Annotated in this window: 7 protein-coding genes; 6 read left to right on the top strand and 1 reads right to left on the bottom strand. The window is 70.6% G+C overall.

The annotated features are described in order from the left end of the window. Positions 1-143 precede the first annotated feature (143 nt). Positions 144-3200, bottom strand: coding sequence for a DEAD/DEAH box helicase family protein (locus IPJ17_09245; GenBank protein ID QQR75736.1), 3057 nt, complete (start codon positions 3198-3200; stop codon positions 144-146). Between the two features lie 304 nt (positions 3201-3504). Between IPJ17_09245 and IPJ17_09240 the strand changes: the two genes are divergently transcribed. The 6 genes from IPJ17_09240 to IPJ17_09215 all read left to right on the top strand — a co-directional run bounded on the left by IPJ17_09240 (position 3505) and on the right by IPJ17_09215 (position 12357). Continuing rightward, positions 3505-4005 carry a hypothetical protein gene (locus IPJ17_09240; protein ID QQR75735.1) on the top strand — a complete coding sequence of 167 codons (501 nt, stop codon included), beginning with the start codon at positions 3505-3507 and terminating at the stop codon, positions 4003-4005. Further along, positions 4002-4973 (top strand): hypothetical protein, encoded by a 972-nt coding sequence (locus tag IPJ17_09235; protein QQR75734.1) that lies wholly within the window; start codon positions 4002-4004, stop codon positions 4971-4973. The genes IPJ17_09240 and IPJ17_09235 overlap by 4 nt, the downstream gene beginning before the upstream one ends. 16 nt (positions 4974-4989) lie before the next feature. Then, entirely contained in the window at positions 4990-6018 is a 1029-nt protein-coding gene (gene dctP, locus IPJ17_09230; GenBank protein ID QQR75733.1) for a TRAP transporter substrate-binding protein DctP, read from the top strand. Then, a complete protein-coding gene (locus IPJ17_09225; protein ID QQR75732.1) occupies positions 5981-7843 on the top strand; it encodes a TRAP transporter large permease subunit in 1863 nt (620 codons plus the stop codon). Before dctP ends, IPJ17_09225 begins: the two co-directional genes overlap by 38 nt. A 157-nt stretch (positions 7844-8000) precedes the next feature. Then, a complete protein-coding gene (locus IPJ17_09220; protein ID QQR75731.1) occupies positions 8001-9134 on the top strand; it encodes an efflux RND transporter periplasmic adaptor subunit in 1134 nt (377 codons plus the stop codon). 61 nt (positions 9135-9195) lie between these two features. Next, positions 9196-12357, top strand: a complete 3162-nt coding sequence (locus IPJ17_09215; GenBank protein QQR76132.1) for an efflux RND transporter permease subunit — start codon at positions 9196-9198, stop codon at positions 12355-12357. The last annotated feature ends 5 nt before the right edge of the window (positions 12358-12362 follow it).

The following is a 12362-nucleotide window of genomic DNA, read 5'->3' as shown; positions in this document are numbered from 1 at the left end:
GCCTGCGATAGAGCCAAGGGGCCCGAGCCGGCTCCCGTTCAAGAACCTTTCATTCGGTCGAATGTTATCAAAAAAATCGCGCTCAATTTTAATAAAGAGACACGCGCCGGCCCCTGCCCGCACCCCGCCCACCTGGAAGACGCTCATCTCGAGGCGGCCCCATTCGCTTCGCGGAGGGCCTCCTCCACCCGGCTGTTGAACTCGCTACCGATCTCCCAAACGTCCCGCAGCTCGACGAACGCCCACCTTCCGAAGCTGCCGAGGTGGTTGACCCCCGGGATCCAGTAGGTGTCCATCGTCGCCTTCTTCTCCTTGGCGTCCTCGCCGCGGTAGCCCTTGATCTCGACGACCAGGTGGAGGAGGTCGTCCTCCCCGCGGCCGTCGTCGACCAGGACGATGAAGTCCGGCCGATAGTGCTTCTTCACCGAGCCGAGCAGATACGGCACCTCGAAGCCGAGGCTGTGGTTCTTGACGTAGGCACGCACCCGCGGATGGTCCTCGACCACCCGGCAGAGCTCTGCCTCCCAGTCGCTGTCGAAGACCACGTAGTTGACGTGGCAGCGGTCGGCGTGCGTCTTCCAGAGCGTCTGCTTCGAAGTCACGAAGTGGACGTGGCGCGTCGAGCCGGCGGCGTTGTACGGGTCGAGCATCGCGGTGATCGGGCTCGTGCCGGCGTGCGAGGCGACGATGCCGCGATGGATGCGCTGGCAGGCGAGGTCGGCAAGCTCGAGGTAAAGGAGCTGTGCCGGATAGGTGCCCCCCTTGCAGACGAGGTGAGCGTCGAGCCACTCGCGGGTGACGCGCTTCAACTGACCGAAGAGATGGAGCTTCGGCTCGCCGCCAGGGTCGCGCCAGAGCGTGTAGAGAAGACGCTGGGTGAGGTGGAAGAGGAGCGTCGAGTGGCGGACGTCGCCGAGATGCTCGAGCGAGAGGTTCACCCCTTCGCCGATGATCCCCTCGTTGCGCGTCTTCGTCGCGCCGACCATGTCGGGAGTCAGGACCAGCGTCGAGTCGGCGTCGAACGCGGCGGAGAGGCGCTCGCTCGGCAGCTCGACGCGGTAGCCCTCGACCCGTGGAAAGCGGATCTCGCAGCCGTCACGTTCCGGCGAAAGCGCACGGATCTGCACCGTCGGCCGCGGCGGCTTCGGCGGCGCCACCACCGGCTTGGCGGTGAAATCGAAGGGGATGCCGAGGATGTCGGCGTACTCGACGTTGAGCAAACCCTGCTCGTTGAGCTCGTACGACTGACGGCGCAGGGCACGGCCGATCACCTGCTCGCAGAGGAGCTGCGTGCCGAAGGCGCGGACACCGAGAATGTGGGTGACGGTGTTGGCGTCCCAGCCCTCGGTCAGCATCGAGACCGAAACCACGCAGCGCGTGGCGCCGCCGAGGCGGTCCTTCTTGCCGACCGTGTTCATCACCTCGCGCAGAAGGTCCTGGTCGGAGAGGTCCGCAGCGTCCTGGCGGTTGCCGGTGCGCTCGACGATCTCGCGGCGGAAGCGCTCGATCTCGGGACCGGCGGCGGTGCGGAAGGCCTCGTCGAGCGCCTCGCCGGAGTCGAGCTGCTCGCTGTCGATGAGCAGCGTGCGCGGACGGGGCAGGGGGTTGCCGTGCTCATCGTAGTTCGAGAAGAGCGGGAACTTGCCGAGGAAGGGCGGCGGCGTCACCCCGTCTTCGCCCTCCGGGTAGTCGAAGCCGGCGATGAAGTCGTAGACCAGCTTCGAGGTCGAGGTGTTGTTGCAGACGACGATGAAGCAGGGCGGGACGTCGATCGCCGCCTGCTGCCAGAGCTCGTACGTCCTTGCGTAGTGGCCGTAGAGCGCCTCGAGCGCCGTCTGTAGCTCGACCGGGAGCTGGAGCGGGTCGTAGCCTTTGGCGGCGGTGCCGCGGCCCTTCTTCGGCATCTTCTTGCCGATGTGCTCCCAGAGATTGCGGAACATCGGCATGTCGCCGCCGGGGATGTTGTCGGCAACCGGGACGCGCGGCAGCTTGACGATGCCGCACTCGATCGCATCCATGAGCGAGAAGTCGCTCATCGTCCAGGGGAAGAGGACGCCTTCGGCTTCACCCGAACCGCGCAGGAAGAAGGGGGTCGCCGAGAGGTCGACGACGCGCGCGAGACCGAGCTTGGCCTTGACCGCTTCGAGCCCGGAGATCCAAAGCCGCGCGGCCTCGCGGTTCTTCTCGGCCTCCTCGCGTTCGTCACCCTTGAGGTCTTCGTCCGTGTCGTCGCCCGGCTTCTCGCGGTAGCAATGGTGGGCCTCGTCGTTGATCGCCAGGATGTTCTTCAGGCCCATGAGATCCGGCATCACGCGCTGGAGCATCTGGCCCTCGGTCTCGACCGAGCGAATCTCCTCGCCCCGCCGCCCCTGAAGCAGCCGGCGGCCGCCCTTCGAAATCTCCAGCGTCTCGCGCAGCTTGAGCGCCTGGAAGTTGGTGATGACGATCTTGGCGCGGCCGAGGTCGGGCAACAGGTCCGCCGGCACCAGCTCGCGGCTCTGGTAGTAGCTGTCCGGATCATTCGGCTGGAGAACGCGCAGGCGGTCCTTGATCGTCAGGCCCGGCGTGACGACCAGAAATCCACGCGTGAACCGGGGGCTTCCCGGACGGCGCACGGCGTTGATCGTCTGCCAGGCGATCAGCATCGCCATGACCGTCGTCTTGCCGGCGCCGGTCGCGAGCTTGAGCGCCAGCCGGGAGAGCCCGGGGTTCCACTGCGCGTTGGCCTGGTCGAGGTGGTCGAGGAAGCGCTTGCCGCGCGGGCCGAAGTTGGGGGCGACCTCGGTCAGCCAGATCAGCGTCTCGATCGCCTCGACCTGGCAGAAGAAAGGGCGGAGGTCGCTGAAGGCATGGTGCCGCCAATGCTGCAGGAGGCGCACCGATTCGGGCGTGACCTGCCACTGCTCGGGGTTGGGCAAGGCGCGCCAGGCATCGACCTGCTGGCGGAGCTCGTTGATGACCGCCGACGTGAGCTCGTACTGCTGCGCCTCGGTCGAGAGCCCCTGGCCTTCCTCGAAGACCAGCCCCTTCTGCCCCGGCTTCTGCTTCTTCGGCTTGGGAATCGGAGTGATGAACTCCGCTCGCCGTCGCCGCTCGGCGATCTCCCCGGTCGGTTGGCCCTGGAAGTCGAGCACCCAGTGCTGGCGCGGGTACTCGTACGGCGAGTTGAGGATCGGCTGGTCGAAGAAGCGGTCGGTCATCCCGAGGATCCTGGGCGGCGAGCTTGGGCCAGGTTCTGGCCGAGTCGTGGAGGCACGACCCGAGGCTAGCGCGAGATCTTTACCGCTGTAAACCTCCGAGAGATCACTCGCTCCCGTGGCGCACCTGGCCGTGGCGGCGCACGCCTTATCCAGGCTTGGCCCTTCTCCGGCCGCTCTCGCGTGTCTTGGAGGAGGGGCAAGGCCGGCGCGGGACGGGCCTCGCGGCCGGCGGCTTCGGCGACTGCGCCGGGGCCACGACCCCGCTATCATTGCCGCCGATCCGTAGAACCCGAGGAGCCTCTCCATGTCCGCCGCTCAGAGCCCTGTCCCGACAACGACGAATGCGCCGCCCGAGCCTTCGGTGAAGCCGGCGGCCGGTCGCCCCTGGCGGGAGCGGGCGGCGGCGTGGGCGTTGGGGCTCGCGGCGCTGTCGTTGCTGGGGATCGCGCTCGTTCACGGCGCGGCCTACGTGACGGCGTCGATCGCGCTCGCCAACAGCGGGCTCTCCCCCGCCTACAAAGAGGCGTTCGGCTCGCTCTGGCTCGGCTTCTCGCTGCAGGCCACCGTGCTGGCGGGCGTGCTCGGGCTGGCCGCCCTGCGGCCGAGCTCGGTGTCGCGTGCCGTCGTCGGCATCTGCGGCTTGCTGCCGGTGCTGAGCGTCGCGCTGTTGCAGCGTTCGCTCGGCGGGACCTTCTCCGGATTCCTGCTCGCCGTCGCCTGCGCCCTGGTGCTCGCCGGGATGGCCCTGCAACCCAGCCGGGCGAGCGGCGAGCGGCGCCGCGCCGAGGCCAAGGAGGGGCGATGAGCTCCGACGCTCGGCGACCCCAGGGGTCGACCACGACCTCCCGGCACGCTTCGCCCGGGCGTCGTCTCGCGGCGGCGTTGCTGCTGCCGATCCTCGGGCTCGCCGGCTGTTCGGTGCAGCGCCTGGTGGCGCGCACCGCAGGCCAGGCGCTCGCCGGCGGCGGCAGCGTCTGGTCGTCGGACGACGACCCGGAGCTGGTGCGTGAGGCGTTCCCCTTCGCCTTGAAGACGATCGAGTCGCTGCTCGCCGCCGCGCCCGACGATCCGGGCCTGCTGCTCGCCGCCAGCTCGAGCTTCACCCAGTACGTCGAGGGGTTCCTCGCCGCCCAGGCCGACGAGCTCGAGGCGACCGATTTCGCCGCGTCGCGCGCGCTGCGCGCTCGCGCTGCCCGCCTGCTCGCGCGGGGCACGTCCTACGGCATGCGCGGGCTCGAACAGGCCTCGCCGGGGTTGCGCGCCGCGCTCGCCGATCGCGACCGCGCCGACGCGGCGCTCGCCCGCCTCGGGCGTGCCCAAGTGCCTCTTCTCTACTGGACCGCGGCGTCGTGGGGGGCGCGCATCTCCCAGGCCAAGGACGACCCGACGCTCTCGGCCGACCTGCCGAGCGTCGAGCGGCTGATGAGCCGCGCGCGGGCGCTCGACCCGGGCTTCGGCGACGGCGCGATCTTCGACTTCTACATCGTCTGGGACGGGGCGCGACCGGCCGCCGCAGGCGGTTCGGCTGCCCGGGCGGAAGCGGCGCTCGCCGAGGCACTGCGCTACGCCCGCGGCCGACGCGCCGCCCCGTTCGTCGCCTTCGCCGAGACCGTCTGCGTCGCCGCCCAGGATCGGCAGCGCTTCGAGCAGGCTCTCGCCGACGCGCTCGCCGTCGACGCCGCGGCGAGCGGCGAGCATCGGCTCGCCAATCTGCTGACCCAACGGCGCGCCGCCTGGCTGCGCGAGCGCGCCGACGAGCTCTTCGTGGACTGACTGGAGAAACGCTTCGATGCGACTGCGCACGTTCTTCCTTCCCCTCGTCGTCGCCTGCACCCTCGCCGCCCTCTCGCCCGCGGCGGCGTCGGCGCAGAAGGTGACGATCAAGATCGCCACCCTCGTGCCCCAGGGCTCGGCCTGGCACACCACGTTGCAGGAGATGGCCCAACGCTGGCAGGAGCTCTCCGGCGGGCGCGTCACCGTGCGGCTCTATGCCGGCGGCGTGGCCGGCGACGACGGCGACGTGGTGCGCAAGATGCGGCTCGGCACGCTCGACGGCGGCCTGCTGTCGCCGGCGGGGCTCGCCGAGATCGACCGCTCGTCGAACGCCCTGCTGATCCCGCTCGCCTACGCGAGCTACGAGGAGCTCGAGGCGGTCTCCGCCGGACTGACGCCGACGATCGCCCAGGCGTTCTCCGGCAAGGGCTTCGTGCTGCTCTCCTGGGCCGACGCCGGCTGGGTCCGCTTCTTCACCAAGAGCGCGGTGCGCACGCCGACCGACCTCAAGGGGCAGAAGCTCTACGCCTGGAACGGCGACCCGGCGACGATCGAGCTCTGGAAGGCCGCCGGCTTCAACCCGGTGCCGCTCCCGGCCACCGAGATCTCGACGGCGTTGCAGACCGGGATGATCACCGCCGTGCCGACCTCGCCGCAGGCCGCCGTGCTGCTGCAGTGGTACGAGAAGGCGCCGTTCATGACCGATCTGCCCTGGGCGGTGCTCGTCGGCGGCATGGTGCTCTCCGACGCGGCCTGGAAGAAGATCCCCGAGGAGCTGCACGGGCCGTTCGTCGAGTCGGCGCGCGAGACCGGCCGCAAGCTCTCGCAGCAGACGCGCGAAAGCGCCGCCGGCTTCGTCGAGGCGATGACCAAGCGCGGTCTCACCGTCGTCGCGGTCGACGCCGCCGCCCGCGCCGACTGGCAACACGCCGCCGAAGCGGCCTACCCGAAGCTGCGCGAGGGCTTCCTCCCCTCGGCGCTCCTCGACCAGGCGCTCGCCCTGCGCGATGCCGAGCGGGCGCGGAGCAAGGGCAAGGGCAAGTGAGCGCGGCGTGAAGCGACTGATCGCCGCCGCGCACCGGTGCGAAGAGGGTCTGCTCACCGGAGCCTTCCTGCTCGCCATCGCCCTGCCGCTCAGCGAAGCGGTCGGCAGGCCACTCGGCGGATGGCACGTCCCGGGCACCGCCGTCTACGTCCAGCAGCTGACGCTCTGGCTGGCCTTGCTCGGCGGCCTTCTCGCCGCGCGCGACGGCGGTCACCTGACGCTCTCCACCGCCGAGTTCCTGCGCGAGGGGACGACGGCGCGGCGTCTCGCCACCGGCTTCGCCGCCGCCGTCGGCACGGCGGTGACGGCGGTGCTCGCCTACGGCGCGGCCCAGGTCGTGCTCGCCAACCGTCAGCAGGGCGAACGGCTGCCGTTCGGCGCCCCGCTCTGGTGGAGCGAGCTGGTGATGCCGGTGGCCTTCGCGCTGATCGCCCTGCGCCTGGCTTGGCGCAACGAGGCCGGCTGGAGCGGGAGGATCGCCGCGTGGCTGGCGGCCGGGGGCGCGTTCGCCCTCGGCTGGCTCGCCGAGCCGCCCTCCGGCATCTTCTTCTGGCTGTTGGTCGGCGCGGTGCTCCTCGCCGCAGTGGTCGGAGCGCCGGTCTTCACCGCGATGGCCGGCGTCGGCCTGCTGCTCTTCTTCGCCGACTCGACCCCGGTCTCCGCGGTCCCGGCCGAGATCTACCGGCTCGTCGCCTCGCCCACCCTGCCGGCGATCCCGCTGCTCACCGCCTGCGGCTACGTGCTCGCCGAGTCGCGCGCCGCCGAGCGACTGGTGCGCTTCTTCCGCGCCCTCTTCGGCTGGCTGCCGGGGGGGATCGCCCTGCTGGTCGCCGGCGTCTGCGCCCTCTTCACCACCTTCACCGGCGGCTCGGGGATCACCATCCTCGCCCTCGGCGGCCTCGTCTACCCGATGCTGCGCGAGGAGGGCTACTCGGAGCGCTTTGCGCTCGGCCTGGTCACCGCCGGCGGCAGCCTCGGGCTGCTCTTCCCGCCGAGCCTGCCGGTGATCCTCTTCGCCGTCGTGGCGAGCGCGCCGGCCGACGACCTGTTCGTCGCCGGCTTCGTCCCGGCGCTGCTGCTCGTCGGCCTGACCGCCGGCTACGGCATGTGGGTCGGCCGGCGGCAGCAGCGCGCCGCACCGCCATTCTCCTGGCGCGAGCTCGGCGCCGCGGCGTGGGCGGCGAAGTGGGAGGTCTCGGTCCCGCTGCTCGTCGTCGGGCTCTTCGCCAGCGGCGTCGCGACGATGGTCGAGACCGCCGCGGCGGCCGCCGCCTACGCGCTCTTCGTCGAATGCGTCGTCATGCGCGAGATCCACCCGTGGCGCGACCTGCCGCGCGTCCTGCTCAAGGGCGGGCGATTGGTGGGCGGCGTGCTGGTGCTCTTGGCGAGCGCCATGGGGCTGACGTCGTACCTGGTCGACGCCCAGATCCCCGACCGCCTCCTGGCGCTCGCCCAGGCGCACATCGACTCGAAGCTGGTCTTCCTGCTGGCGCTCAACGTCTTCTTGCTCGTGCTCGGCTCGGTGCTCGAAATCTACTCGGCGATCGTCGTCCTCACCCCGCTCGTCGTGCCGCTCGGCGTCGCCTTCGGCATCGACCCGCTGCACCTCGGAGTGATCTTCCTCGCCAACCTCGAGCTCGGCTTCCTCTTCCCGCCGGTGGGGTTGAATCTCTTCCTCTCCGCCTCGCGCTTCTCGGTGCCGATCACTCGGCTTTACCGCGACGTCTGGCCGTTCTTCGCCCTGCGCGCCGCCGGCGTGCTGCTCGTCACCTACCTGCCCTGGCTCTCGCTCGCCCTGCCCCGCCTCCTCGCCAAGTCGCCCTGACCGGGCGAGCGCAGGCCGTCCGTTCGGGTGTGGACGAATCGCCCGGCGCTCTCCAGAATCGACCGGCAACGCCGCCCGCCGCCCCTGGCGTCCGGCGAGTCGAGCCTCGCTCCGGCGTCGAGCAGAAACCGCCGACCGCGTGCTCTCGGAGATCCCGGTGACCAAGCGAACGGCATGTCGAGTGATGGCGCTGCTCCTCGGTGGGCTCGCCTTCGCCTGTGGTGGAGAACGCGAGGGCACGAGCGGCGCCCGCCGGGCCGCGCGCAGCCTGCCGGTGCGGCAGGCGAGCGTGGTGACGCGCGACGTGGTCTACAAGGTCGAAGCGCTCGGCTCGCTCGAACCGGCCGAGCTCGGCCAGATCACCGCCGAGGTCGCCGGCGCCGTCAAGGAGGTGCGCTTCCAGGCGGGCGACCGCGTCACGCCGTCGACGGTCCTGGCGCGCATCGATCCCGAACGCTACCGCCTCGAGGCCGCGAAGGCCGAAGCGACGCACCGCAAGGCGGTCGCCGACGCCGAGCGCGCCCAGGCCGAGCTCACGCGGCGCGAGGCGCTGGCGCGCGATCGCCTGGTTGCCGAGGAGGAGCTGGCGCGCGCGCGGATCGAAGCCGAACGGCTGGCGGCGGAGGCCGCGTCGGCGCAGGCTTCGCTCGACATCGCCCGCCTCGCCGAGCGGCGCTCCGAGGTCCGCCCGCCGCGCGCCGGCGAGATCAACACGCGCAGCGTCGACACCGGGCAGTTCGTTTCGGTGGGCAACGTGCTGGCGACGCTGGTCGACCTCGGACGGCTGCGGCTGCGCTTCAAGGTCTCCGACGTCGAGTCGCTGCGCGCCGAGAAGAACCCGTCGGTGCGCTTCCGCGTCGCCACGCTCGGCGATCGCGAGTTCGCGGCGACCGTCTATCACGTCGGTGCGGTGGCCGATCCGGCGACGCGGCAGGTCGAAGTGCTCGCCTGGGTCGACAACCCCGGCGCGCTGCGTCCGGGCTTCTTCGCCGAGGTGACGCTCGCCACCGAGAAGCACGCCGACGCCCTCGTCGTGCCGGAGGGCGCCGTGCAGGCGAGCGAACGCGGCTTCGTCGTCTACGTCGTCGAGGACGGGATCGCCCGCCAGCGCGCCGTGCGGATCGGCCTGCGCACCGGCGGCGGGGAGGTCGAGATCCTCTCCGGTCTCGCCGCCGGCGAGCAGATCGTCACCGAAGGCTCCGACCGCCTCGCCGACGGCATCGCCGTCGAAGCGGTCGCCGGCGGCACCTCCACGGCCCAGGGCTCTCCGGCCGCCAGCGGCGGGAACTGACATGACCGACCGCACCCCGAGCCCGAACACCTCCGAGGACCCGGCGGCGATCGCCACCGGGATGACGCTCGCCGACATCTCGATCCGCAATCACGTCTTCGCCTGGATCCTGATGGCCGCGCTCATCGGCTTCGGCATTCTCTGCTACACCGGCGCCGGCGGCGTCTTCCGCGGCCTCGGCATCAGCCAGAACCCGGACGTCGACTACCCGATCGTCAACGTCGGCGTGTCGTGGGAGGGCGCCTCGCCCGAGATCATGGAGAGCGACGTCGTCGACCCGCTCGAGGACGCCTGCTCGACCGTCGAGGGCGTCGTCCAGATGTCGTCGACCGCCCGCCAGGGCTCGGCGAGCATCACCCTCGAGTTCGAGATCGGCCGCAACATCGACGCGGCGCTCCAGGACGTGCAGACCAAGGTCTCGCAGGCGGTCCACGACCTGCCGCGCGAGATGGACCCGCCGAACATCTCGAAGACGAACCCCGAGGACCAGCCGATCATCCGGCTCGCCCTTTCCGGCGACCGGCCGCCGCTCTTCCTCGCCGACTACGTGCGCAACGTCATCCGGCCGCAGCTGCAGATGATCGACGGCGTCGGCGAGATCCACGTCTTCGGCTTCCGCGACCGCAACGTGCGCGTCTGGTACGACGCCGCGCGACTCGAGGCGCAGGGCCTGACGGTGCTCGACGTCAATCGGGCGATCGCCCGGGAGCATCAAGAGGTCCCGGCGGGCCGCATCGAGAGCGGCGAGCGCGAGATGAACGTGCGCGCCGAAGGCGAGGCGATCGACATCTCCTCGTTCCGCGACCTGGTCGTCACCTACGCTCAGGGCGCCCCGGTCCGCCTCAAGGACGTCGCCGTGGTCGAGGACGGCCTCGAGGACCGCCGCCGCCTCAACCGCGCCATGGGCGAGACCTCGATCGGCTTCGGCATCACCAAGCTGCGCGGCGCCAACGCCGTGCAGGTCGGCCGCGACGTCAAGGCGCGGATGGCGACCCTGGCGGCGCAGCTTCCCGAAGGGATGAAGCTCGACGTCAACTGGGACACCACCGTCTTCGTCGAGCGCTCGATCCACGAGATCCTCTTCACCCTGCTGCTCGCGGCGCTCCTGACCGGGCTCGTCTGCTGGCTCTTCCTCGGCTCCTGGTCGACGACGGTCAACATCCTGCTCGCCATTCCGACCTCGATCCTCGGCACCTTCATCGTCATCTACTTCCTCGGCTTCACGCTCAACACCTACACGGTGCTCGGCCTGACGCTGGTCGTCGGCATCGTCGTCGACGACGCGATCATGGTGCTGGAGAACATCTACCGGCACCGCGAGCAGGGCGAGGGCAAGGTGAAGGCCGCCTCGCTCGGGGCGCGCGAGATCACCTTCGCCGCGGCGGCGACGACGCTGGCGATCGTCGCCATCTTCCTGCCGGTGGCGTTCATGAAGGGGATCATCGGCAAGTTCTTCTTCCAGTTCGGCGTCACGATCTCGGTGGCCGTGCTCATCTCGCTGCTCGAGGCGCTGACGCTCGCCCCGATGCGCTGCTCGCAGTTCCTCGAGGTCGAGCACCGCGGGCGCCTCGGGCGGACGATGGACGCGATCTTCCAGCGCCTGGCGACCGGCTACTCGCGGGCGCTGGCGCCGACCCTCGCCCATCGCGGCCGGGTGCTCGCCGGTTCGCTGCTCTTCTTCGCGCTGTCGCTCGGCACGATCTTCTTCCTGCGCCAGGAGTTCACGCCGAGTCAGGACATGAGCCGCTTCACCCTGCGCTTCTCGACGCCGGTGGGCACCAGCCTCGACGCCACCGACCGCTACTTCCGCCAGATCGAGTCGCGCATGATCGCCCGCCCCGAGGTGACGCTCTTTGCCGGCAGCGTCGGCGGCGGCTCCGACGTCAACTCCGGCCAGGCCTACGTCAACCTGCTCGAGCCGCGCGAACGACCGGTCGATCGGAAGAGCGGACGTCGCCCGACGCAGCTCGAGATCATGGACGACGTGCGACGCGAGCTCGCCAGCATCCCGGGCGGGCGCGCCATGCTGCAGGACATCTCGCAGACCGGCTTCTCGCCGTCGCGCGGCGGCGGCTTCCCGGTCGAATTCAACATCCGCGGGCCGAACTGGGAGGTGCTCGCCACCTCCGCGCGGGAGATCGCCGAGCGGATGCGCAACTCGGGCCTGGTCACCGACGTCGACAGCGACTACCGCGTCGGCATGCCCGAAGTCCGGGTCATCCCCGACCGCAACCGCGCCGCCGACCTCGGGGTGAGCATGGCGACGATCGGCGAGACGGTGAACGCGGCGATCGGCGGGGCACGCGTCGGCAAGTTCAAGGACCAGGGGCGGCGCTTCGCCATCCGCGCCCGCCTGCTCGCGCCGCAGCGCGAACGGCCCGAGGACATCGCGCGACTCCTGGTGCGGACGGGCAGCGGCGAGCTGGTGCGGCTCGGCGACCTCATCCGCATCGAGCAGTCGCCGACCCTGCAGGCGATCACCCGTCGCGACCGGGAGCGCGCCATCACGATCTTCGCCAACGTCTCCCGCGGCGTCTCGCAGGCCAAGGCGGTCGACGGTTCGCTCGCCGTCGCGCGCGAGGTCCTGCCGGACGGCTACCGCGCCGTGGTCTCCGGCAGCACCAAGGCGTTCCGCGAGTCGTTCGAGTCGCTCTGGTTCGCCTTCGGCCTCGGCCTGGTGATGGCGTACATGGTGCTCGCCTCGCAGTTCAACTCGTTTTCCCATCCGGTCACCGTGCTACTCGCCCTGCCCTTCTCGGTGAGCGGCGCGCTGCTGGCCCTCTGGATCGGCGGCCAGAGCCTGAACGTCTACAGCATGCTCGGACTGATCCTGCTCGTCGGCATCGCCAAGAAGAACTCGATCATGCTGGTCGACTTCACCAATCAGATGCGGCGGCGCGGGCTCGACCGGCAGTCGGCGCTGCTCGAGGCCTGTCCGATCCGCCTGCGGCCGATCCTCATGACCTCGATCGCCACGATCGCCGGCGCGCTCCCTCCCGCCCTCGCCATTGGCCCCGGCGCCGAAGTCCAGCGCCCGATGGCCCTCGCCCTCGTCGGCGGCATGGCGGTCTCGACGCTGCTCACCCTCTTCGTCGTCCCCGCCGGCTACAGCCTGCTCGACGAGGGGATCGAACGGCTGGGCGCGCCTCGCCGCGCGCGCGCAAGCGACGCCCTCGGCGCAGCACCAAAGAGCGTCGGCGCACTCTCCGACGAGAACTCGTAACGACC

Source organism: Holophagales bacterium (assembly GCA_016699405.1).
Classification (GTDB): Bacteria; Acidobacteriota; Thermoanaerobaculia; order Multivoradales; family JAGPDF01; genus JAAYLR01.
This window is presented reverse-complemented; position numbering and strand designations above follow the sequence as displayed.

Coding starts and splice junctions, on each gene's coding strand:
- IPJ17_09235 (QQR75734.1), top strand. CDS start 4,002: ATGAGCTCCGACGCTCGGCGACCCCAGGGGTCGACCACGACCTCCCGG.
- IPJ17_09245 (QQR75736.1), bottom strand. CDS start 3,200: ATGACCGACCGCTTCTTCGACCAGCCGATCCTCAACTCGCCGTACGAG.
- IPJ17_09240 (QQR75735.1), top strand. CDS start 3,505: ATGTCCGCCGCTCAGAGCCCTGTCCCGACAACGACGAATGCGCCGCCC.
- IPJ17_09215 (QQR76132.1), top strand. CDS start 9,196: ATGACGCTCGCCGACATCTCGATCCGCAATCACGTCTTCGCCTGGATC.
- dctP (QQR75733.1), top strand. CDS start 4,990: ATGCGACTGCGCACGTTCTTCCTTCCCCTCGTCGTCGCCTGCACCCTC.
- IPJ17_09225 (QQR75732.1), top strand. CDS start 5,981: ATGCCGAGCGGGCGCGGAGCAAGGGCAAGGGCAAGTGAGCGCGGCGTG.